The organism is Antarcticimicrobium sp., assembly GCF_029212575.1.
GTDB lineage: Bacteria > Pseudomonadota > Alphaproteobacteria > Rhodobacterales > Rhodobacteraceae > Antarcticimicrobium.
The window spans coordinates 1-20,612 of sequence record NZ_JARGPK010000070.1; the positions used below are offsets into that span (position 1 = coordinate 1).

General features: G+C 64.6%; 22 protein-coding genes, 1 tRNA gene and 1 pseudogene. 15 read left to right on the forward strand and 9 right to left on the reverse strand.

The window, feature by feature from the left end:
* Positions 1-448, reverse strand: a pseudogene (locus tag P1U75_RS15740) (IS21 family transposase); the annotation flags it as partial.
* Between the two features lie 62 nt (positions 449-510).
* On the opposite strand from P1U75_RS15740, the gene P1U75_RS15745 reads away from it, so the two are divergent.
* Positions 511-867 (forward strand): hypothetical protein, encoded by a 357-nt coding sequence (locus P1U75_RS15745; protein WP_300245034.1) that lies wholly within the window; start codon positions 511-513, stop codon positions 865-867.
* A 198-nt stretch (positions 868-1,065) separates the two neighbouring features.
* Here the strand turns inward: P1U75_RS15745 and P1U75_RS15750 are convergent, their stop codons facing one another.
* Positions 1,066-1,647, reverse strand: coding sequence for a hypothetical protein (locus P1U75_RS15750; protein WP_300245035.1), 582 nt, complete (start codon positions 1,645-1,647; stop codon positions 1,066-1,068).
* 58 nt (positions 1,648-1,705) lie between these two features.
* On the opposite strand from P1U75_RS15750, the gene P1U75_RS15755 reads away from it, so the two are divergent.
* The 4 genes from P1U75_RS15755 to P1U75_RS15770 all read left to right on the forward strand — a co-directional run bounded on the left by P1U75_RS15755 (position 1,706) and on the right by P1U75_RS15770 (position 4,023).
* Positions 1,706-1,987 carry a hypothetical protein gene (locus P1U75_RS15755; protein ID WP_300245036.1) on the forward strand — a complete coding sequence of 94 codons (282 nt, stop codon included), beginning with the start codon at positions 1,706-1,708 and terminating at the stop codon, positions 1,985-1,987.
* Positions 1,988-2,050: 63 nt separating this feature from the next.
* The gene (locus tag P1U75_RS15760) at positions 2,051-2,311 is read left to right on the forward strand and encodes a hypothetical protein (protein ID WP_300245037.1); all 261 of its coding nucleotides are present in this window, start codon (positions 2,051-2,053) and stop codon (positions 2,309-2,311) included.
* Entirely contained in the window at positions 2,308-2,523 is a 216-nt protein-coding gene (locus P1U75_RS15765) for a hypothetical protein (protein WP_300245038.1), read from the forward strand. Before P1U75_RS15760 ends, P1U75_RS15765 begins: the two co-directional genes overlap by 4 nt.
* A 348-nt stretch (positions 2,524-2,871) precedes the next feature.
* Positions 2,872-4,023, forward strand: a complete 1,152-nt coding sequence (locus P1U75_RS15770) for a phospholipase D family protein (RefSeq protein ID WP_300245039.1) — start codon at positions 2,872-2,874, stop codon at positions 4,021-4,023.
* Here P1U75_RS15770 and P1U75_RS15775 read toward each other — a convergent pair.
* The 3 genes from P1U75_RS15775 to P1U75_RS15785 form a co-directional block, all read right to left on the reverse strand.
* On the reverse strand, positions 4,020-5,609 hold the full coding sequence (locus P1U75_RS15775) for an N-6 DNA methylase (protein WP_300245040.1): 1,590 nt from the start codon (positions 5,607-5,609) through the stop codon (positions 4,020-4,022). The two genes, P1U75_RS15770 and P1U75_RS15775, sit on opposite strands and share 4 nt — an antisense overlap.
* A gap of 255 nt (positions 5,610-5,864) precedes the next feature.
* Positions 5,865-5,939, reverse strand: a tRNA-Asn gene (locus P1U75_RS15780).
* A 100-nt stretch (positions 5,940-6,039) separates the two neighbouring features.
* Complete coding sequence (locus P1U75_RS15785) at positions 6,040-6,957, reverse strand: MBL fold metallo-hydrolase (RefSeq protein ID WP_300245041.1); 918 nt, start codon at positions 6,955-6,957, stop codon at positions 6,040-6,042.
* A gap of 38 nt (positions 6,958-6,995) precedes the next feature.
* On the opposite strand from P1U75_RS15785, the gene P1U75_RS15790 reads away from it, so the two are divergent.
* From P1U75_RS15790 to P1U75_RS15805, 4 genes are all read left to right on the forward strand, one after another.
* On the forward strand, positions 6,996-8,315 hold the full coding sequence (locus P1U75_RS15790) for an ATP-binding protein (RefSeq protein WP_300245042.1): 1,320 nt from the start codon (positions 6,996-6,998) through the stop codon (positions 8,313-8,315).
* A 183-nt stretch (positions 8,316-8,498) separates the two neighbouring features.
* A complete protein-coding gene (dusA, locus tag P1U75_RS15795; RefSeq protein WP_300245043.1) occupies positions 8,499-9,515 on the forward strand; it encodes a tRNA dihydrouridine(20/20a) synthase DusA in 1,017 nt (338 codons plus the stop codon).
* Between the two features lie 71 nt (positions 9,516-9,586).
* The gene (locus tag P1U75_RS15800; protein ID WP_300245044.1) at positions 9,587-10,411 is read left to right on the forward strand and encodes a sulfite exporter TauE/SafE family protein; all 825 of its coding nucleotides are present in this window, start codon (positions 9,587-9,589) and stop codon (positions 10,409-10,411) included.
* Positions 10,405-11,193 (forward strand): hypothetical protein, encoded by a 789-nt coding sequence (locus P1U75_RS15805; RefSeq protein WP_300245045.1) that lies wholly within the window; start codon positions 10,405-10,407, stop codon positions 11,191-11,193. The genes P1U75_RS15800 and P1U75_RS15805 overlap by 7 nt, the downstream gene beginning before the upstream one ends.
* 31 nt (positions 11,194-11,224) lie before the next feature.
* Here P1U75_RS15805 and P1U75_RS15810 read toward each other — a convergent pair whose 3' ends face one another.
* Genes P1U75_RS15810 through ccmI form a run of 3 tightly spaced genes read right to left on the reverse strand, consistent with a single transcriptional unit; the run spans position 11,225 to position 13,166 of the window.
* A complete protein-coding gene (locus tag P1U75_RS15810) occupies positions 11,225-11,455 on the reverse strand; it encodes a DUF1289 domain-containing protein (RefSeq protein WP_300245046.1) in 231 nt (76 codons plus the stop codon).
* A complete protein-coding gene (ruvX, locus tag P1U75_RS15815) occupies positions 11,452-11,934 on the reverse strand; it encodes a Holliday junction resolvase RuvX (RefSeq protein WP_300245047.1) in 483 nt (160 codons plus the stop codon). Before ruvX ends, P1U75_RS15810 begins: the two co-directional genes overlap by 4 nt.
* Positions 11,931-13,166, reverse strand: coding sequence for a c-type cytochrome biogenesis protein CcmI (gene ccmI, locus P1U75_RS15820; protein ID WP_300245048.1), 1,236 nt, complete (start codon positions 13,164-13,166; stop codon positions 11,931-11,933). Before ccmI ends, ruvX begins: the two co-directional genes overlap by 4 nt.
* Positions 13,167-13,335: 169 nt before the next feature.
* On the opposite strand from ccmI, the gene P1U75_RS15825 reads away from it, so the two are divergent.
* The 5 genes from P1U75_RS15825 to P1U75_RS15845 all read left to right on the forward strand — a co-directional run bounded on the left by P1U75_RS15825 (position 13,336) and on the right by P1U75_RS15845 (position 19,067).
* Positions 13,336-14,580: a sarcosine oxidase subunit beta family protein gene (locus tag P1U75_RS15825; protein WP_300245049.1), complete on the forward strand. Its 1,245-nt coding sequence runs from the start codon at positions 13,336-13,338 to the stop codon at positions 14,578-14,580.
* Complete coding sequence (locus tag P1U75_RS15830) at positions 14,580-14,945, forward strand: hypothetical protein (RefSeq protein WP_300245050.1); 366 nt, start codon at positions 14,580-14,582, stop codon at positions 14,943-14,945. Before P1U75_RS15825 ends, P1U75_RS15830 begins: the two co-directional genes overlap by 1 nt.
* 151 nt (positions 14,946-15,096) lie before the next feature.
* Positions 15,097-15,426 (forward strand): sarcosine oxidase subunit delta, encoded by a 330-nt coding sequence (locus P1U75_RS15835; RefSeq protein WP_300245051.1) that lies wholly within the window; start codon positions 15,097-15,099, stop codon positions 15,424-15,426.
* 61 nt (positions 15,427-15,487) lie between these two features.
* Complete coding sequence (locus tag P1U75_RS15840; protein WP_300245052.1) at positions 15,488-18,499, forward strand: sarcosine oxidase subunit alpha family protein; 3,012 nt, start codon at positions 15,488-15,490, stop codon at positions 18,497-18,499.
* A 4-nt stretch (positions 18,500-18,503) separates the two neighbouring features.
* Positions 18,504-19,067: a sarcosine oxidase subunit gamma family protein gene (locus tag P1U75_RS15845; RefSeq protein ID WP_300245055.1), complete on the forward strand. Its 564-nt coding sequence runs from the start codon at positions 18,504-18,506 to the stop codon at positions 19,065-19,067.
* Between the two features lie 4 nt (positions 19,068-19,071).
* On the opposite strand, the gene P1U75_RS15850 is transcribed toward P1U75_RS15845, so the two are convergent.
* Entirely contained in the window at positions 19,072-19,836 is a 765-nt protein-coding gene (locus P1U75_RS15850; RefSeq protein WP_300245053.1) for an FkbM family methyltransferase, read from the reverse strand.
* A gap of 122 nt (positions 19,837-19,958) precedes the next feature.
* Between P1U75_RS15850 and P1U75_RS15855 the strand changes: the two genes are divergently transcribed.
* Complete coding sequence (locus P1U75_RS15855; RefSeq protein ID WP_300245054.1) at positions 19,959-20,561, forward strand: superoxide dismutase; 603 nt, start codon at positions 19,959-19,961, stop codon at positions 20,559-20,561.
* Positions 20,562-20,612: the final 51 nt, after the last annotated feature.

Genomic DNA, 20,612 nt, shown 5'->3' on the forward strand with positions numbered 1-20,612 from the left:
CGGTGGTCGTTGCGCCATCAATTACCACGATCTCATGGCTCCAGTCGAACTGGTAGGCCTCGCCCGGATCGAAGATCAGCGGCACATAGGCAGCGGCCGATGCCTCCTGTTCTTCCTTGGACCACGTGGCCGCGTATCGCCGGACCGCATCATAGCCGCCGTCATATCCGAGGGCTCTGAGTTCCTCGAAGATCCTGATCCGGGTCAGCCTCTCGCGCTTGGGCTTCCGCGCGTTTGTCGCCAGCATCTCGTCGAGTTCGTCCTTCCAAGGACCGATCTTCGGCTGCGGCTGGACGGTCCGCTCGTAGGTGTGCTCGGTCGTACCGGACCGGATCACCTTGCGCACCGTGTTCCGTGAAACCCGCAGTTTCCGGCAGATCTGCTTGATCGGCTTCTTGTCCTGAAAATGCGCCCGACGGATCTTCGCAATCGTCTCCACAACCAACATCCCACACTGTGCTCCCCGATAGCCTCGGGAGCATCATCCACATCAGTGTAAGGGGGTCATTTTTGGACGCCGATCACCCCGCTACGGGGTCAATTTTGCATGCCTGTTCACAGTCTTGGCGCAAGGAAAGCTCGCGGTATGTCAACGCGGGCAAAACGTTCATGATCGAAAACCTGTCCGTGCTGTTTGCTTCGGGTGATCTCAAATTCGCGCACGATCTGCCGCTTCGTGACGAAATCGAATCCGACCTGGCTTCCTTCTCGTTGCAGACGACAGCAGCAGGGAACCAGATCATCACGCAGTCACGGTCAGCAGGCGGTCACGGGGATTTGGGGATCGCGGTCATCGTCGGCGCGTTCGCGTCGCAATACCTACGCCCGAAGATGGTAACAACCCACACGCTGCGCGGGTGGTATTGACGTCTCTCATCGCGCTCTTGGCAACCGCGTGTGTCGTAATACCGCGAACTCGACGAGCGACCGCGAAAAACTGCACAGCGCTGCGGTTTCGCGCGGTTTTGGGCATAACCGTGGGGCAGTGACCACAACCGCCTTCGCTGACGTGCTGCTTGGTATAAGCGATTTATGGGTGAACGTTTAAACGGCGTGTCCCGTGCATCAGAAATCGGGGTCGTCACCGCCAGCGTCACTTTGCCCAACATCAGGTGACGTGTGGATTTCTTTCTTCCTGTCGCGCCCTTTATAATCTTGCCCGGTTTCCGCGAGTTTCTTGCCTTGGTAGTATTTTTGTCGGACGTATTCGTCGTCTGAACCAACCTGTGGAAACTGTTTCATGCACTCATGAACTAGGCTTTTGATTGACGCCTTCGGATTTTGAGCGCGCATCTGGGAAATAGCCTCAAAAATCCAGCGTGGGTCATTCTGATCGTTGTCATATTTCCGCTTCCCGTGAAGGTGCAGAATATCTTTGATTTCGCCGGGATGCCCGTTCAGCATCGCCCAGTCGTCGATGCCCGAGGCGACTTGCTCAAGGTATGATCGAACCCAGATAGGGAAAGGCAAGCCGCGTTCCAGTGCGAACGCAATTGTGCGCCATGCAGTGATCCCAGACGACATTTCCCGAAGCTCGAATTCCATCGCATCAAGCTCAATCTCGTCCGGTGTGCCGAACTGTCTGTATGCCTCGCAGCCATCTTGGCAGACACGTTCCGTCACGCCGATTCCTCCATAGTCGTTCACAAGCTACTGCTCACGAGGAGCATAGCGGATGAAGCCGCATCATAGAGGAGAAAATCCGATGCTGAAACAATTCAAAGAACCAACGCCGCAGTGGGCGCACATTGACTTCACAGTCAACGAGGAAGGAGAGGTTGTCGCCAAGATTGCAGGCAATTTTCCTGATCCCGAAAACGTCCCCAAAAAACAGGCTCTCGACATCTTCGACGGCCAAGCCTTTCAAGATGCTGTCATTCAGGCGTTTTTGCAAGCGACTGGCCCTCTGCGTGAGGCATTCGACCGTCAACGAAATGGACGTAGGCAGATGTCCATACAATTCGAGAACATCGCGACTATTCACTAGTCATTACGCAAGCGCGCCCTTCTGGGCGCGCAACAACAGAATACTAAATCGAAAGCAAAAATCATGAATACTGTAGTACGAAACGCTCTGCCTCTGTCGCTGGCACCGCAGAGTTCCCTTAAAGTCAGCCTCGAACACGAGATCGCGTATAATTGCCACCGTAAGGTCACCAAGCGGTTGGCACTGAAACTCGCCCATGCGGTGATTTCAGATGATCGCGATGGCATGTTTCTTGCCGAAAAGCTGGTCGATGAATTGCGGCCTCGCGTTAAGCATGAAGCGGCCTTGCGTGAGATATACCTAGACCGCGAGGTAGCCGGATGAACATCCTGAAACCCGCCGAACTCGGTCGAAATGACCTTCTCCGTCTTGCCAACGCACTCGCGAAACACGGTGTCACTGAAATTGCGGTCCATCGTGGAGATGAAGTTCAACATTTGCGTGCGGCAAAGTCCAACAAATGGCAAACAACGCGGCTTGTCGGCTCGGAAATCGAACGAAAACGAAGTGTCACGATTCCACCGAACTTTCACTGATCTAATGGGGCGACAGCAATGTGGCCCTTTCTTTTGGGACGACGCGGGCGGCTATCGAGCCGCCCGCTTCATTTTTTTGCCCAGCGGCCCACGAAAATTCGCGCGCTGACGGGCGTCTCCTTGTTTTGGGCATCGTTATGCCTGAGAGCCTGCAACCCGCCTTAGACCCGTGCTGCTGGGCGGTCGAGCATTTGCGCAAGAGATAAAGCGTTGCCGACGTTCAGTGGGTGAGTTTCAGTGGCCATGGCGGCTTTGTTTTGATGTTGTGTTCCGCAGACAAAGCAATCGACTCGCGCGCTGTCGGGCAGTAGGGTTCCCCAAAACGAATTGTTGAGGGGTTACAGGCGGATGGCAACAGTTAGGGCAATATTTCAACCTCTTGCGGGAGGGCAGCAGCACGCGCCGCAATTGGTATCTCTGGCGGGAGAGCCTTGGCTGGATCGGCTGATCATTTCTTCTGCATTCTCAAACTCAGCAGGTGTCGCGGCGGTCTCTGCCGCTCTGGCCCCTGTCGCAGGCGTATGCCGGGCCTTCATTGGTGTCAGGAATGGTTCAACGACGGCGCAGGCAACCGCCGCCTTGTTGAAGTTGGGCGTGGAGCTTTATGCGCTCGACACAGCCACTAGGGGCCGAATTTTTCATCCCAAAGCTTTCATTGCCACCGGCCCAAATCAGGCACGAGCCATCGTTGGCAGCGCCAATTTGACCCACGCTGGGTTGTTCAACAACATCGAGGCAGGCACGGATATGGATCTGGACCTTGCTGATGCCTCGGACAGAGCATTCGTTGACACCATGTTGGACGGGTTTGATGACCTCATTGTCAATCACCCACAGCACTGTTTCCGAATTGGTAGTGGTCGCGAAATTGTCGATTTGATGAAGCAGGGGATTCTTGAAGATGAACGGAATCCGAAAACTCAAACAACGTTCGGCTCTGGAAAGCAGGGCAATGCAACCAGCAAGCCGCGCATCAATCTGCCTTTCAAGTCTTCGCCCGCAAAGACAAAAGCGAAAAAACCAAAAATCGTCCCCGCGGCACCTGCTGGCACGTTGCCCGTCGCTCCGCCGATATATGGACAATTGGTTTGGGCCAAGCCGAGCCTCCCGCGCTCCGACCTTCAACTTAATCCCGGCCATGCTCCGGGCGTTTTGCGGCTCACTCAGGCCAAATACAAGGTCGGTGGCGCAGTGATTGATCAAACGATATATTTCCGTAATCAAGTATTTGGTGCGTTGAATTGGACCTACAATACAACCGCCCAGAAAGATGAGGCAGTAGCGCCGACGTCACTTGTCATAGCTGGTGTCTACGTTGGCGACTTCGACATGCCTCTAAGCCACAAGCCTGCTTGGGCAGCAGGGCAAGGCAATTACACCACTGGGCTCCATTGGGACAAAGCGACTAGCCACATCAAGCAACCCGGCTTGGTTGGCCGTAGCCTGAAACTGTACCAACCCGCGTCGGTAGGGGCGCGCTACATTGTGGAGATAGACTAAGCGGGCAAGCGGTGCCGCCTGTCGCGCAGGGTAGCCCACGCAGCAAGCAGATCCATCTGTTCCGCTTTCGTCAACGCGCCAAGAACCGCCTCCGACTGCACCTCGAGCGTATCGGCCACCGTGTCTTCACGCACCATGCGGTCCAGCCGCTCTACGTCGGGCACAACCGCTTCCGGTGCGGGCAGCAGCAATTTTTCGATCTCGCTCGGCACAAGCTCCAAGACACCGCCGCCGTAGTGCCTTCCTTCGAGTTCCGCGCTAAGTGCCGTCAGACTGTTGTAGAACCCGTATACAAGCGCATCTGCGGTGCCGCGTAGGGCGCGAATACGATAGGCGGTATCAGTGGTGTAGGCCCCGGCACGATTGAGGATCAGGCGCGGCGTGTCGTGGCTGCGCTTTAGCATCCCGACTTCCGTCGCGTGGACAGACGGTACAGTGTACCACGGGTTGCGAATGCGGCACTTGTACCGCTTGTGCAAATCTTCGCTTTCGCCAGATGCGATGTAAGCCTTGCCTTGAGGGCTTTCCTCTACTGACCGATCCAACCACAGGAAGTTGGTCGGTTTGCCTGTGGCCGCATTGCGGGCGTGCTGTGCGTCGTCGTAGATAACGCCGGGACAATGATCGCTGCGCCCAAACATCGGGTGCGCCCATTTTTCTAGCCCATGCCGTTTCACGACCTCGTCGGTGACGAGGAAAAATTTGTTCGCGCCTGTTACGATGCCCACGTCCACCTTGGCGGCGTCGTTGAACCGGCAGAAGTTGTCGCTGGCCTCAATAGCATCCAGAATGGTAAGGGTGGCGGGCGGCACTAACGCGCGTGTCCATTTGCCTTCAACCGTTTTGCCATTGATCGCGCGAGGCATGTTGAACACTGCTTCGGGGTCTTGCCGCAGGAAGTCGCGGCCCGCTACCCGGTGAATGCCTAGCCCTTCGCCGTGGACTTCGGGTGACGCCTTCTTTTCGGCCATCAGCAGGACGGCTCCTTGAAGCGTGCCCTCGAACCAGATTTCTTGTGGGTCCACGATTACGATTCGGCGGCATTGCTCGCCGAGATAGGTTCGCAGGGATTGGGCGTGCATCACATGTACAATCTCGGACGGAACGACCATCGCCAGACGTCCACCCGGTCGCAGCAGATCCATCGAAGCAAGGATGAATGGAACCCACGCATTGGTGTGTTTGGTGAACTTGCAATTCAACCGCGCGAAAACTCGTTCCGCGTTCGCTTGAAAGGCGGCAGGTAGGTACTGATAGCGAACGAAAGGAGGGTTGCCGATTACAGCGTCGAACTGCTTCCCTTGGCTTTCAAGCGCCCACCCGAGGAAGTCGCGGTTGTGAACGGTGCAGTCAGGTAAGTCGCGCGCGCTGGCCTTGGCGGCTTCTTCTGGTGACAACTCGAACGCAGTGACGTTTGCACCAGTGCCTTGTAAGGACGGAAAGAACGCCCCATCACCACAGCTAGGCTCAAGTACGCGGGTGCCCGACGTTGGTGTCACCCAGCGAGTCAGGAAGGAGGCAAGGTCTTCGGGAGTGTAGTATCCACCGCGTAGTTTCTGCTCGGTCTCTAACGCGATGAAGTTCATGTTGCCTGCCCCTGTGCTTTGTTCTTATTGCGTTCCCACGGTTTACGATTGGTGAACTGCCGACGTTTTATCGCAAACCAAAGCGTTTCGCCAACCATATTTGGTAGCACGCCCTTCGTGCGATACCGAATGTCGCCTGTCTCCTACAACGCGAAGCGAAAGACTGAAAGTGTCACGCGTTGCAAAATCGTTGCAAAAACGTAAAAAGGCGATCCCGGAGGATCGCCATTTTTGCTTTACAACCAAGTGGTTGATTGGCTCCGGCGGTAGGGATCGAACCTACGACCAATTGATTAACAGTCAACTGCTCTACCGCTGAGCTACGCCGGAACGGTTCGCGCCGTATAGCAATCTGGTTTCCGGGCGTCCAGAGGGTTTTCCGGCCCGTCGACAATATTTTTCGCTGCGCCCGACCGGCGTCCGATCGGCGTCAGGTCAGTCGCGCGAACCGGGCCGTGGCGGCCAGGGGGCCCAGGCTCTCGACCCGGTTTTGTCCCACCAGATCAACGAGGTGGGCGAAGACGTTGCGCTCTGCCGCAGGCAGGAGCGCGGCGGGGGTTTCGGTATAGATGCGCGCGGCGAGATCGGCGGCAGTGGCCGGGCCGTCCGCAAGCGCGGCCAGGATCGCCGCCTCGCGCGCCAGCCGGTGTTCGATCAGCCAGTCGAGCCGCCCGGCCGGATCCTCCACCGGGGCGCCGTGGCCGGGGTGCAGGACCTGCCAGCGCCGCGCGCGCAGCTTGCGGCAGGAGGCCATGAAATCGGTCAGGTCGCCGTCCGGCGGCGACACCAGCGAGCTGGCCCAGCCCATCACGTGATCGGCGGTAAAGCACGCTTCCTCCCAGCCGAGCGCGATGTGATTGCCCAGGTGCCCGGGGGTGTGGATGACCTCGAGCGTCCAGCCGTCGCCCTCGATGGCCGCGCCGTCGGCCACGGTCAGATCGGGGGCGAAATCGCGGTCGATCCCCTCGCCGCCGCCGGCAAGACCGGCCGCGGCCAGCCGCGTCATCACCGGGCTGCGCCCGGCCTCGGGCCCGCCAAAGGCGATCATCGGCGCACCGCAGCGCTCGGCCAGCGGCCGGGCGAGGGGGGAGTGATCCACATGGGTGTGGGTAACGACGATATGGCTGATGCTCTGTCCCGGCTCCAATGCCGCGAGAATCGCCTGCAAATGCGCCTCGCTGAGCGGGCCGGGGTCGATGACGGCAAGTTCGCGTGTGCCCAGCAGATAGGTGTTGGTGCCGCGATAGGTCATCGGCGAGGGGTTCGGCGCCAGTACCCGGCGCAGCCCGTCGGCCAGCCGCACCGGCTCACCGGGTCTGGGGTCGAAATCGTTGGGGGTCTGGGTCATCTCTTCCGCTCCTTGTCTGCTCCCGCTAGGCTTAGCCCATGTCGTTCCACTGGCTCAAACACTATATGCCGCGCAGCCTTTACGGGCGGGCCGCGCTTATCCTGCTGTTGCCGGTGGTGGTGCTGATGCTGGCGGTCTCTGTCGCCTTCATCCAGAACCACCTGCAGGACATCACCCGGCAGATGACCGGCACGGTGCAGCGCGAGATCGTCTTCGTCACCGCTCGCGCCGACGCCGCGCCGGACCCGGAGGCGGCGCTGGCCGGGCTGGAGCCGCTGCTGCCGGCGCTGCAGATGCAGTTGCGGTTCGTCCCGCCTGATGAATCGCCGGGCACGGACCGGATCCCCTGGTACGATTTCTCGGGCCAGTATGTGCGAACGCTGCTGCGCGCGGCGCTGCCCGAGATCCTTGCGGTGCGGTTCAACGACGATTCCACGGTCCAGCTGTTCGTGGGGACGGCGCACGGCCCGCTTGAGATCGGCTTTCACCGCAGCCGGGTCACCGTGGGCACGCCGCATCAGCTGATCGTGACGATGGTGTTCTTTGCCCTGCTGATGACGGTGATCGCCTTTCTCTACCTGCGCAACCAACTGCGCCCGATCACACGGCTGGCGGATGCGGCGCAGGCCTTCGGGCGGGGCCGCACCGCGCCGTTCCGGCCCGGCGGCGCGGTCGAGGTGCGCGCGGCGGGCAACGCCTTTCTCGACATGCGGGCGCGAATCGAACGGCAGATCGAGCAGCGCACGCTGATGCTCTCGGGGGTGAGCCACGATCTGCGCACGCCGCTGACCCGGCTGAAGCTGGGGCTCACGATGCTGGATGAGGCGGACTCCGCGCCGCTGCTGCGCGACGTCGACGACATGCAGCGGCTGCTGGACACCTTTCTGGAGTTCTCGCGCGGGGCGGCGGCGGGAGAGGCCGAGCCGACCGATCCGGTGGCCCTGGTGCGCGGCATCGTCGAGGATGCGCAGCGGGCCGGCAAGCCGGTGGAACTGGGCAAGCTGCGCGGCGTGGGCGAGGTGCCGCTCAAGCCGCTGTCGGTGCGCCGCGCGGTGGAGAACCTGATCGACAACGCGGTGCGCTACGGCAACCGGGCGGTGGTCTCGGTCGCGTTGAGCGACAAGGTGCTGCGCATCCGGGTCGAGGACGACGGACCGGGAATTCCGCCCGACCGGCGCGAGGAGGCGCTGAAACCCTTTGCCCGGCTCGATCCCGCCCGCAACCAGGACCGGGGCAGCGGTGTCGGGCTGGGACTGGCGATCGCCAAGGACGTCGCCCGCGCCCACGGCGGCGCGCTGCGGCTGGGCCAGAGCGAGGCGCTGGGGGGACTGTGCGCGGATATCGTGATCGGGCGGTAGCAGCGACGGCCGGGCCAGGCGTGCGGGCCGGGATAGCAAGAGAGGTTGGTTCAGCCGGTCAGAGACGCCTTCGCGCGGCGATCGGGCCGGTCATGGGGCAACGCCGCTCGCCAAACCCGGAAAAACCCTGCATAACCCGGCGAAACCGACCGATGTAGCAATTGGCGGAGTGATCGTGGGTATATGAAAAAACAATTAAAAACAATTGCTTGCGGTGCCGCACGGCTTTCCGTGGCACCCATGATGGACTGGACCGACCGGCATTGTCGATATTTTCTCCGGCTGCTCAGCCAGGAGGCCCTGCTTTATACCGAAATGGTGACCGCGCCGGCGCTGGTGCGGGGCGGGGCGCTGCATCTGCTCGACCACAGCGCCGAGGAGCATCCCGTCGCGCTGCAACTGGGCGGCTCCGATCCGGCCGAGCTGGCGCAGGCCGCGCGTCTGGGGGCAGAGGCGGGATATGGTGAGATCAACCTCAACTGCGGCTGCCCCTCCGACCGGGTTCAGTCTGGCACCTTCGGCGCGGTTCTGATGACCCAGGCGCCGCTGGTGGCCGATTGCATCGCGGCGATGCGCGACGCGGTCGAGGTGGAGGTCACGGTAAAATGCCGCATCGGCGTCGATGACCAGGACCCGGAGGTGGTTCTGCCCGATTTCCTGGAGCGGATCGCGGAGGCGGGCTGTGGCCGGGTTATCATCCACGCGCGCAAGGCCTGGCTGCAGGGCCTCAGCCCGAAGGAAAATCGCGATATCCCGCCGCTCGACTCCGATCTGGTGATGCGGATGAAAATGCAGTTCCCGCAGCTACACATCTCGGTGAATGGCGGTGTCGGGTCACTGGCAGAGGCGAAGGGGTTTCTCGATGCAGGGCTCGACGGGGTGATGATCGGCCGCGCTGCCTACCACACCCCCACCGATATCCTTGCGGCGGCCGATCCGGAGATCTTCGGCACTGGCGTGGTGGCCGATCCGGTGCAGGTGGCGCGGGCCATGCTGCCGTACATCGAACGTCACCTGGCAGGCGGTGGCCGCCTGCACCAGGTGACGCGGCACATGCTCGGCCTTTTCGCCGGGCGCCCCGGCGCGCGGGCCTGGCGGCGGGTGCTGTCGGAGGGAGCGACGCGACCCGGCGCCGGGCCGGACCTGGTGGAACAGGCGTTGGAGCGGATCGACACCGGGGCCGAACGCGCGGCGGGCTGAACCCGCCCGGGCGCTGGCCTCCGCCCCGGGATCCGTGTAAGGCAGCGTCGAAACCGATCACGGAGAGACCGATGCCCGACACGATGCTTTTGCTGCAAATGCTGGTGATGCTTCTGGCGATCGGCGGGCTGGCCGGGGTGCTGGCCGGGCTGTTGGGCGTCGGCGGCGGCATCGTTCTGGTGCCGTCGTTCTTCTATGCGTTCCAGACCCTTGGATACGGCGGCCCACAGCTGATGCAGATGTGCCTTGCGACCTCGCTTGCCACTATCATCGTGACCTCGGTACGCTCGGTGCTGAGCCACAACAGGAAGGGCGCGGTCGACTGGACCATCCTGCGCGGCTGGGCGCCGGGGATCGCCCTGGGCGCGGTGGCGGGGGTGCTGGTCGCCTCGGCGCTGCGCTCGGACATGCTGCAGGCGCTGTTCGGCGTGCTGGGCATCGTCATTGGGCTCTATCTCGGCCTCGGAAAATCCGAATGGCGGCTGGGCGAGGCGATGCCGGGGGGCGTCAAACGCGCGCTGATGTCGCCTGTCGTCGGCTTTCTCTCGGTGTTGATGGGGATCGGCGGCGGCAGTTTCGGCGTGCCGCTGATGAGCCTTTACAACACCCCGATCCATCGCGCCGTGGCCACTGCCGCCGGTTTCGGCGTGATCATCGCGGTGCCCTCGGTGGCGGGCTTCCTGCTGTTGCCGATCGAGGCGGCGCAGCGTCCGCCCCTGACCGTAGGCGCGGTGAACATCCCCGCGTTCCTGGTGGTCATCGCGATGACCCTGACGACCGCCCCCCTGGGGGTCAAGCTGGCGCACAAGACCGACCCCAAGCGGCTCAAGCGGATCTTCGCGGTGTTCCTGATCCTGGTGGCGCTGAACATGCTGCGCAAGGCGCTGGGGTGGTAGAGAGGTTTTTCACCCGCGGCTGGGCCAGGTTCGGCCCGGACGCAGCGGTGAGGGAGTGGGCCGCCCATGCGCTGGAGGCAGCAAGGGTGGCGGTGCACGACCCGGCCCATGCCCATTGGCATGTCTGCGCCGGCACCTGGTTTGTCGGTGTCGATGCGCTGCCCAACGATGCGCAGGGCCGCATCGGCGGCTCCGCCCCGCTCACCGGCCCCGCCGTCGAGTTCATAGGGGCGCGGATCGTCCCGCTGCCGCCGCTGCATCCGGCGCAGCTCTCCGTGATCTGGCCCGGCTACCCGCGCCCGAGAGAGGGCGAAAGCACCGCTGCCTTCCGCTACCGGCAAAACCGCGACGCGGCGCATCTGGACGGGTTGAAGCCCAGGGGGCCGGACCGCCGCCGCCATCTTGACGAGCGCCACAGCTTCATCCTCGGTCTGCCTTTGACCGAGACCGGCCCCGGTGCCGCACCGCTGGTGGTCTGGGAGGGTAGCCACGAGATCCTGCGCGCGGCGCTGACCGAGGCGCTCAAGGGCCATGATCCGCAGGACTGGGACAGGGTGGACCTCACCGAACCCTACCAAGCCGCCCGCGCCCGCATCTTCGAGACCTGCCGCCGGGTTCCCCTTCATGCCCGCCCCGGCGAGGCCTGTCTGCTGCACCGGCTGGCCCTGCACGGCGTGGCCCCCTGGGAGGACGGCGCCGAGGCCCCGGAAGAGGGGCGCATGATCGCCTATTTCCGTCCGCACCTGCCCGGCGGGACGGCTGAATGGCTGGCGGCGCCGTAGTCGGATCGGGTGCGCCGATCAGACCGATTGCTCACCCCTTGAGCCGCGCCGCCCGTCCGCCCCGGCGTTTTCGCAGGCGCGGGGCGCGGGCGGGCAGCTCGTCCATCACCGCGCGGCGTTCCTCGGCGGGCATCCGCGACCAGCGCGCGATCTCCTCCAGCGTCCGCAGGCAGCCGGTGCAGATCCGCTCCTCAGGGTGGACCACGCAGATGCGCACGCAGGGGCTTTCCACTTCGTCTCGCTTCCACACCTGGTCGTTCATGCGCCGCCTTCCGTCCTGATGTGGCGCATCCGGTCCAGCGCCCCCTGCAGGATATACGAGGCGGCGACATGATCGATCAGCTCTGCGCGACGCTTTCGCGACGTATCCGCCTCCAGCAGCGCGCGTTCGGCGGCGACCGAGCTCAGACGCTCGTCCCAGAAGCCGATCGGCAGTTCGGTCATCCGCGCCAGGTTGCGGGCAAAGGCGCGGGTGGCCTGGCAGCGCGGCCCCTCGCTGCCGTCCATGTTGCGCGGCAAGCCCAGCAGGATGCCGCCGACCTCGCGGTTGCGGGCGAATTGCATCAGCCGCTCGGCATCGGGGGTGAATTTCTTGCGGCGGATCGTCTCGATCGGCGTCGCGGCGGCGCCGATCCTGTCGGAGACCGCGACACCGATGGTCTTGTCGCCCAGGTCCAGCCCGATCAGCGCCGACATCGGCGGCAGGGCGGCGGCAAACTCCTCGAAGGGGTCACAGATCACTCTGCCACCCCCGCCCGGCGCGCGGCGGCCTCGATCTGCGCCAGCGCCTCGGTGTCCCCGGCAAAGGTCTGTTGCGCCTCCGCATGGATCGCCCTGGCGCGGTCGGTCTCGCCCAGCACGCCGAGCGCGCCGATCAGCCGGGCCCATTCCGCCGCGCTGCCGCCGTCGCTGGCCAGCCGGTCCGAGAGACGGTCGACCATGCCGCGGATCATGTCCTGCCGCTCCTCGGCGGTCATGTCGGCGGCGGCGGCCATGTCCTCGGAGTTGGGCCCGGCCAGCATCGGCGCGCCGCCCGTGGCAGGGGGCAGGGCATAATCGACGCCGGCGCGCGCCGCCATATCCTCGATCTGGCCGCGGATCGGCGCGATCCAATAGGCGTCGGGCGGGCCCGCGCGCAGCGTTTCCTCCCAGATGCGAAAGGCGATGTCGGGCCGCCCGGTCTGCGCCATCATCGCGCCCCAGTAATAGCGCGCCGGCCCGTTGCCGCGATCGCGTTCCAGCGCCGCGGCCAGCGCCCGCTCGGCCTGCGGCGAGACATAGCCGTCGGCGGCCATGATCATCAGCTCGGCGTATTCGGCATAATCCTGCGGCGTGGCGTCCTCGCCCCTGATCTCGATCACCCGCGCCTTGGCGGCGTAGGCGGCCGGGAAATTGCCGCTGTTGGCCTCGTGCTGGGCCAGCAGGTCGTGGCCGCGTGCATCCTCGGGGCGGCTGGCGACAGTGCTGCGCAGCTTGTCGACCAGCGCCTTGTACCCGTCGTCCAGTTCGCGCGGGGGCAGCGCCGGCATACGCGCCTCGGCGGCGCCCTGGTCAGGGCGGGACTCGCGTGCCGCCTGCGCCATCTCGATCCGGTGGCGCAACCCGAGGTCGCCGTAGCCCGGCGCCCCGAGCCCGCGATACAGCAGCACGGACCCGGCGATCACCATCACCGCCAGGCCCACCGCCGTTACCATGGTGACAGCCTGCGGCGCGCCGCTCCGGTCCGGCGATTTGCGCGCTGCGGCGTCGGCGGCGAGGATCCGGCGCGACACCTCGGCGCGGGTGCGCTCGGCATCGGCCTCTCCGATCACCCCGCGGGCAAGGTCTCGGTCGACCTCCCTGAGCTGGTCGCGATAGACCCGCAGGTCATAGGCCGCCGCCGGTCCGGCGCCGGAGCGCGCGCGCATCAGAGCCAGGACGAGCAGCGCGGCGGCCGCCAGCGCCATCAGAGATACGATAATCCAGAACGTCATGTGCACTCCCGTTTGGACCTGATCTATAGGTGGTGGGCGCATGAAAAAAGGGCAAACTGCCGCGCGGGGCCGACATGTCGCAACTGTCACCTCAAACGGCGATTTGCGTCATGGCCCGCCAGCGGCTAGGGGGCATAGAAGGCCGCAGACAAAAAGATCGGATTCGCCCATGAAACGATACTCCGCCTTTGCCGTCGCCCGCGAGGCGCTGAGCGATCACACCGGCTGGGGCCGGGCCTGGCGCAAGGCCGAGCCGAAGCGGCGCTATGACGTGGTGATCGTGGGCGCCGGCGGGCACGGGCTCGCCACCGCCTATTACCTCGGCAAGAATTTCGGCATCACCAATGTCGCGGTGCTGGAAAAGGGCTGGCTGGGCGGCGGCAACACCGGCCGCAACACCACCATCATCCGCTCCAACTACCTGCAGGATTCCTCCGCGGCGATCTTCGAGAAGTCCCGTGCGCTCTATGAGGGGCTGAGCCAGGATCTCAACTACACCGTCATGTTCTCGCCGCGCGGGGTGATCATGCTGGCCCAGACCGAGCATGAGGTGCGCGGCTATCAGCGCACCGCGCACGCCAACGCGCTGCAGGGCGTGACCACCGAATGGATCACGCCGCAGCGGGTCAAGGAACTGGTGCCGATCATCAACCTCTCCGGCCCGCGCTACCCGGTGCTGGGCGGGCTGTGGCAAGCGCGCGGCGGCACCGCGCGCCATGACGCGGTGGCCTGGGGCTATGCGCGGGCGTGCTCGGCCATGGGCATGGACATCATCCAGCAATGCGAGGTCACCGGCGTGCGCCGCGACGGCGACAAGGTGACCGGTGTCGACACCACCCGGGGCGCGATCGACTGCGACAAGCTGGGGCTGGTGGTGGCGGGCCATTCCGGCAGCTTGGCCCAGATGGCCGGCTTCCGCCTGCCGATCGAAAGCGTGGCGCTGCAGGCGCTGGTTTCCGAGCCGGTCAAACCCTGCATGGACGTGGTGGTGATGGCCAACACGGTGCACGGCTACATGAGCCAGTCCGACAAGGGCGAGATGGTGATCGGCGGCGGCACCGACGGCTTCAACAACTACACCCAGCGCGGCAGCTTCCACCATGTCGAGGAAACCGTGCGCGCGCTGATCGAGACCTTTCCGATGATCTCCCGGCTCAAGATGCTGCGGCAATGGGGCGGCATCGTCGATATGACCGGCGACCGCTCTCCGATCATCTCGCAGACCCCGGTCGAGGGGGTCTTCATCAACTGCGGCTGGGGCACCGGCGGGTTCAAGGCGATTCCCGGCTCCGGCTGGGCGATGGCCGAACTGATGGCCCGGGGCCACTCGCCGCTGGCCGAGGATTTTACGCTCGACCGTTTCACCGAGGGCCGCTTCATCGACGAAAGCGTCGCGGCGGGGGTGGCACACTGATGAGTGTATCAATCAAAGATTTCGTAAAGACCGCCTTGGTCGACATTGGCAACGCTGTGTTGGAGGCGCAGAGCGAAACCAAGATTTACATTGCAGGTGGTCATGAAGCGACACCGGGCCATTACTCGCCGCAATTGGTTCAGTTCGAACTGACAATCGAAGTCAACGAACAAACGTCGGGCGATGTCCAAGGCGGGGTGGAAGTCCCAATATTAACAATAGTAAAGGCGTCGGTCTCTGCCGATGGCAGCAAACAATCTGCCTCCGGCCACACTCAAAAGGTTAGTTTTGCGGTACCCGTGTTCTTTAACGATTTCGATGAACTGCGAAGAAGGCAGGGCATTGACAGGGGGACCGTAGATTGAACGTTCTCGAAAACGCACAGGATCGCATGTCCTACTCTGAACACATGGTCAAAACCCTGCGCGGTGATCTAAGGGGCGAGCCGGTCCTGTCTGTGAAAAATATGCTTGGCAGCATCTGTCCGCTGCCCTCAGTTCTGTTCGGGAGCTTGAAATGCTGATCCTTCACTGCCCCTATTGCGGCGTCGACGCCGAGGAAACCGAACTCTCCCCGGGCGGTGAGGCGCATGTGAAACGCTTCGGCCCCGGCGCCTCGGACGAGGAGTTCCGCGATTACCTCTTCGCGCGCGAGAACCCAAAGGGCGTGCATTTCGAACGCTGGCGCCACGCCAATGGCTGCGGCAAGTGGTTCCATGCCGCCCGCTGCACCATGACGCTCGAGGTCTTCGGCACCTATTCCGCCCAGACCACCGAGCCGCCGAAAGAGATCCGCGACGCGATCACCGCCAAACGCCCCGGCTGGACATGGAGAGAGGTCGAATGAGCCTTCTTCTCGTTCCAAATACTCAAATCCCCCCCGCCGCCCCAATCGAAAGGTCCGCCGGATGAGCACCCGCATCGCCACCCAGGGCCGGTTGATCGACCGCTCCAAACCCGTCCGCTTCACCTTCAACGGCAAGGCCATGTCCGGCTTTGCCGGCGACACGCTCGCCTCGGCGCTGCTGGCCAATGACCAGATGCTGGTGGGTCGCTCGTTCAAGTATCACCGCCCGCGCGGCATCGTCGCCAGCGGGGCGGAGGAGCCCAACGCGCTGGTCGGCCTCGGGCAGGGGGCGGCATTCGAGCCGAACCAGCGCGCCACCACGACCGAGCTGTTCGACGGGCTGAGCGCGCAGAGCCAGAACCACTGGCCCAGCCTCGAGTTCGACGTGGGCGCGGTGAACAGCGGTTTTGCCCGCTTCCTTCCGGCTGGCTTTTATTACAAGACCTTCATCCACCCCCGGCCGTTCTGGAAGCACATCTACGAACCGTTCATCCGGCAGTCGGCGGGCCTCGGCAAAGCCCCGAAAGAGCGCGACGCCGATACCTACGAGCATTTCTATTTCTTCGCCGACGTGGTGGTGATCGGCGGCGGCGTGGCCGGGCTGGCCGCCGCGAAATCGGCGGCAGAGAGTGGCGCCAAGGTGCTGCTGATCGAACAGACCGCGCATTGGGGCGGCCGCGCCCCGGTGGACGGCGGCGAGATCGACGGGATGTCGCCCGAGGCGTGGATCGCGCAGACGCTCGACGCGCTGAAATCCATGCCCAACGTCACCCTGCGCCCGCGCTGCATGGGCGCGGGGGTCTATGACCACGGCTATGTCCTGGGGTATGAGCGGCTGACCGATCACGCGCCTGAAACGGCCGGGCCGCGTCACCGGCTGTGGCGGATCCGCGCCGCCCAGGTGATCACCGCCACCGGCGCCATCGAGCGCCCGCTGAGTTTCGCGGGCAACGACGTGCCGGGCGTGATGCTGGCCTCGGCCATGCGCGACTACGTGGTCAACTACGGCGTCGCGCCGGGGCAGCGGGTGATCGTGGTCACCAACAACGACGATGCCTATCGCACCGCCATCACGCTCAAACGCGCCGGGGTCGAGGTTCTGCGGGTGCTGGATGCCCGCGCCAGCGGCGGCGGGGCGCTGATGGAAGAGGCGCGAAGCCTCGGCCTCCGCATCGACTGCGGCCGCGCCGTGGCCAAGGTCTCGGGCGGCAAGCGCGTGACCAAGGTCGGGATCTGCGCGCAGGAGGGGCAGGGCGCCGCACTGGAGGAGGTGGCCTGCGATGCGGTCGCCATGTCCGGCGGCTGGTCGCCGGTGGTGCACCTGTGGTCCCATTGCGGGGGCAAGCTCACCTGGGACGACGCCCTTGCGATGTTCCGCCCGGACCCCAAACGCGCGCCCACCGGCGCCGACGGGCAGCCCTTTGTCGCCGCTGCCGGTGCCGCCAATGGCGAGCTGTCGCTCGGCGCGGTGCTGACGGATGCGGATGGTGCAGGAAAATCCGCCGCGAAATCAGCCGGTTTCAAGCCAAAGCGCACCAAGGCCCCGCGGGGCGACGCCACCGGGGAGGCGCCGCTCGCCCCGATCTGGCTGATGCCGCGCGCTGCCAAGGTCAGCCTGCGGATGAAAGCCTGGCTCGATTACCAGAACGACGTGAAGGTCTCCGACGTGCAACTGGCCGCGCGCGAGGGCTACGAGAGCGTCGAACACACCAAGCGTTACACCACGCTGGGCATGGCGACGGATCAGGGAAAACTCAGCAACATCAATGGCCTTGCAACCCTTGCTGACGCGCTGGGTGCAGAGATTCCCACGGTCGGGACCACCACCTTCCGCCCGCCCTACACGCCGATCTCCTTCGGCGCCATCGCCGGAGAGGCGCGCGGCGAGGTGTTCCAGCCGCTGCGCCGCACCCCGATCCACGATTGGCACGAAGCCCACGGCGCCGAGTGGGAGCCGGTCGGCCACTGGCGCCGCCCCTATACGTACCGCCAGGCCGGTGAGACCACCCATGACGCGGTGATGCGCGAGGTGAACAACACCCGGCAAGCTGTTGGAATGCTGGACGCTTCCACGCTGGGCAAGATCATCGTCAAGGGGCCGGACGCGGGCCGCTTCCTCGACATGCTCTACACCAACATGATGAGCACGCTGAAGCCGGGCAAATGCCGCTATGGGCTGATGTGCAGCGAGAACGGCTTTCTGATCGACGACGGCGTGGTGGCCCGGATCGACGAGCAGACCTTCCTGTGCCACACCACCACCGGCGGCGCCGAGCATATCCATGCCCACATGGAGGAATGGCTGCAGACAGAATGGTGGGATTGGCAGGTTTACACCGCCAACGTGACCGAGCAGTTCGCCCAGATCGCCGTGGTCGGCCCCAAGGCCCGCGCGCTGCTGGAAAGCCTCGGCGGCATGGATGTCTCGAAAGAGGCGCTGCCGTTCATGACCTGGGCCGACGGCACACTGGCCGGCATTCCGGTTCGGATCTACCGCATCTCCTTCTCCGGCGAGCTGTCCTATGAAATCGCGGTGCGGGCCGGGCAGGGTCGCGCGCTCTGGGACAGGCTCGCGCAGGCGGGTGCGGCCTTCGGGGTGATGCCCTACGGCACCGAGGCGCTGCACATCATGCGGGCCGAAAAGGGCTTCATCATGATCGGGGACGAGACCGACGGCACGGTGATCCCGCAGGATCTCGGGCTGAGCTGGGCGATCTCCAAGAAGAAAGAGGATTACCTCGGCAAGCGGGCGCAGCAGCGCAGCCACATGACCGACCCCGAACGCTGGAAGCTGGTCGGGCTGGAAACCGAGGACAGTGGCGTGCTGCCCGATGGCGCCTATGCGGTGGCCGAGGGCCGCAATGCCAACGGCCAGCGCAACGTGCAGGGGCGGGTCACCTCCACCTACCATTCGCCGACACTGGGGCGCGGCATCGCCATGGGGCTGGTGCTGCACGGCCCCGACCGCATGGGCGAGGTGCTGGAGTTTCCGGGCACCGACGGCAAGATCCACAAGGCGCGGATCGTCGATCCGGTCTTTTACGACAAGGACGGGGAAAAGCAGAATGTCTGAACCCATCACCGCACCCATCACTGCACTCGGCGGCGCCCGCCACGACGGGCTCGCCCGCATCGAGGAGGTCGGGCTTCATGGCATGATCACCCTGCGCGGCGATCTCGCCTCGAAAGCCGTCAAGGCGGCGGTCATGGCCGCCACCGGGGCCAAGCTTCCGGGTCAGCGCGGCGTGGTGCGGGGCAAGAGCGGAACGGCCATCTGGATGTCGCCGGACGAGCTGCTGCTGTGCCCCTACGCCGAGGTCGATGCCACGCTGGGTAAGGTGACCGCCGCCCTCGGCACCGCGCATGCGCTGGCCGTCGATGTCTCGGACGCCCGCGCGATGCTCACCGTGTCCGGCCCTGCCGCGCGCGAGGTTCTGGCCAAGCTCTGCCCGGTGGATTTCGCGCCCGGCGCCTTCGGGCCCGGCATGGTCCGCCGCACCCGCATGGCACAGGTGCCCGCCGCGATCTGGATGGAGCAGGACGAGAGCTTTCGCGTCATCTGCTTCCGTTCGGTGGCGCGCTATGTCTTCGACCTGCTCGGCGTCGCGGCGCAGCCGGGCTCGGGCGTGGGCGTCTACTGACGTCTCACCCGGCAAAAAGGAATGTGCGGAACCGTTCCAGCGCCCCCGGCGCGGTCATGGCCTCGACCGGGACCGGCGCGCCGGTCTCGTCGTGGCAGGTGGCGTAGAACGACAGCGTTTCCGCCAGCGCGGCCATCTGCGCCGCGCGCTCGGCCTCGGCGAGGTAGGGCGCGTGGGTCGACAGGTACAGCGCCGGGCGCTGCGCCTCCAGCCAGGGCAGCAGGGCCGGGAGCAGGCCGAACTCCGCCCCCTCCACGTCGATCTTGACCAGCGAGACCCGCGACAGGTCCGCATCGGCGGCAAAGCTGTCCCATCCCAACGTCACCACGTCGCTGCCGCCGGCCGCCCCGGCGTTCAGCAGGCTGGTCATGCTGTCGCCTGCCTCGCCGCCGAAACTGGCCATCCGCGCCACGCCGGTGCGCGTCGACAGCGCCACCGGCAGCGCACTGATATTGCGCAGCCCGTTCAACTCGATGTTCCAGGCCAGGTGCCGGAACGCGGTCGCATCGGGCTCGAACGCCCAGACATGGCGCGCCTTTCTCGCCGCATAAAGGACGGTCGGCCCGATCCACGCCCCGATATCGATGTAATCCGCATCTGCCGCCAGATGCGCGTCGAGTACGGCAAAGGTCTCCGGCTCCCACGCCCCGGCGCTGGCCCGGCGCCAGAACTTGCTGTGATAGGGATCGAGGCGGAAAGGCACCCCGCCCAGCCGCCCGGCATAGAAACCGCGCGCCCGGTAGATCGCCTTTCGCAGAGCTGTCAGCATGGCGCGCGCGCCCCTGTGCAGGCCCCTGTCGGGGGCCGGTTTTCCGCCTTGGCCCTTGACCCCGCCGCGGCTGGGCCGCATGTAAACCGGGGAAACGCAACTTAATCAGCAGGGGGCCCGAGATGGCTTTTGAATTACCCGATCTTCCTTATGCACATGACGCGCTGGCATCCAAGGGCATGTCGGCGGAAACGCTGGAATATCACCACGACCTGCACCACAAGGCCTATGTCGACAACGGCAACAAGCTGATCGCCGGGACCGAGTGGGAAGGCAAACCGGTCGAAGAGATCGTCAAGGGCACCTACCAGGCCGGCGCGGTCGCCCAGAACGGCATCTTCAACAACGCCTCGCAGCACTGGAACCACGCCCAGTTCTGGGAAATGATGGGCCCGGGCGGCATTGCCATGCCCGGCGCGCTGGAAAAGGCGCTGGTCGAATCCTTCGGCTCGGTCGACGAGTTCAAGTCGCAATTCGCCGCCGCCGGTGCCGGTCAGTTCGGTTCGGGCTGGGCCTGGCTGGTGCAGAACGCCGACGGCTCGCTCGCCGTGACCAAGACCGAGAACGGCGTCAACCCGCTGTGCTTCGACCAGACCGCGCTGCTGGGCTGCGATGTGTGGGAACACTCCTATTACATCGACTTCCGCAACAAGCGCCCGGCCTATCTGACCAACTTCCTCGACAACCTGGTCAACTGGGAAAACGTCGCCTCGCGCCTGAAGTAAGGCCGCCCCTGGCACGATGAGACCCGCGCCCGGCCGATTGGCCGGGCGTTT

Coding starts and splice junctions, on each gene's coding strand:
- P1U75_RS15755 (WP_300245036.1), top strand. CDS start 1,706: ATGCTGAAACAATTCAAAGAACCAACGCCGCAGTGGGCGCACATTGAC.
- P1U75_RS15760 (WP_300245037.1), top strand. CDS start 2,051: ATGAATACTGTAGTACGAAACGCTCTGCCTCTGTCGCTGGCACCGCAG.
- P1U75_RS15765 (WP_300245038.1), top strand. CDS start 2,308: ATGAACATCCTGAAACCCGCCGAACTCGGTCGAAATGACCTTCTCCGT.
- P1U75_RS15770 (WP_300245039.1), top strand. CDS start 2,872: ATGGCAACAGTTAGGGCAATATTTCAACCTCTTGCGGGAGGGCAGCAG.
- P1U75_RS15775 (WP_300245040.1), bottom strand. CDS start 5,609: ATGAACTTCATCGCGTTAGAGACCGAGCAGAAACTACGCGGTGGATAC.
- P1U75_RS15785 (WP_300245041.1), bottom strand. CDS start 6,957: ATGACCCAGACCCCCAACGATTTCGACCCCAGACCCGGTGAGCCGGTG.
- P1U75_RS15790 (WP_300245042.1), top strand. CDS start 6,996: ATGTCGTTCCACTGGCTCAAACACTATATGCCGCGCAGCCTTTACGGG.
- dusA (WP_300245043.1), top strand. CDS start 8,499: ATGAAAAAACAATTAAAAACAATTGCTTGCGGTGCCGCACGGCTTTCC.
- P1U75_RS15800 (WP_300245044.1), top strand. CDS start 9,587: ATGCCCGACACGATGCTTTTGCTGCAAATGCTGGTGATGCTTCTGGCG.
- P1U75_RS15810 (WP_300245046.1), bottom strand. CDS start 11,455: ATGAACGACCAGGTGTGGAAGCGAGACGAAGTGGAAAGCCCCTGCGTG.
- ccmI (WP_300245048.1), bottom strand. CDS start 13,166: ATGACGTTCTGGATTATCGTATCTCTGATGGCGCTGGCGGCCGCCGCG.
- P1U75_RS15825 (WP_300245049.1), top strand. CDS start 13,336: ATGAAACGATACTCCGCCTTTGCCGTCGCCCGCGAGGCGCTGAGCGAT.
- P1U75_RS15830 (WP_300245050.1), top strand. CDS start 14,580: ATGAGTGTATCAATCAAAGATTTCGTAAAGACCGCCTTGGTCGACATT.
- P1U75_RS15835 (WP_300245051.1), top strand. CDS start 15,097: ATGCTGATCCTTCACTGCCCCTATTGCGGCGTCGACGCCGAGGAAACC.
- P1U75_RS15840 (WP_300245052.1), top strand. CDS start 15,488: ATGAGCACCCGCATCGCCACCCAGGGCCGGTTGATCGACCGCTCCAAA.
- P1U75_RS15850 (WP_300245053.1), bottom strand. CDS start 19,836: ATGCTGACAGCTCTGCGAAAGGCGATCTACCGGGCGCGCGGTTTCTAT.
- P1U75_RS15855 (WP_300245054.1), top strand. CDS start 19,959: ATGGCTTTTGAATTACCCGATCTTCCTTATGCACATGACGCGCTGGCA.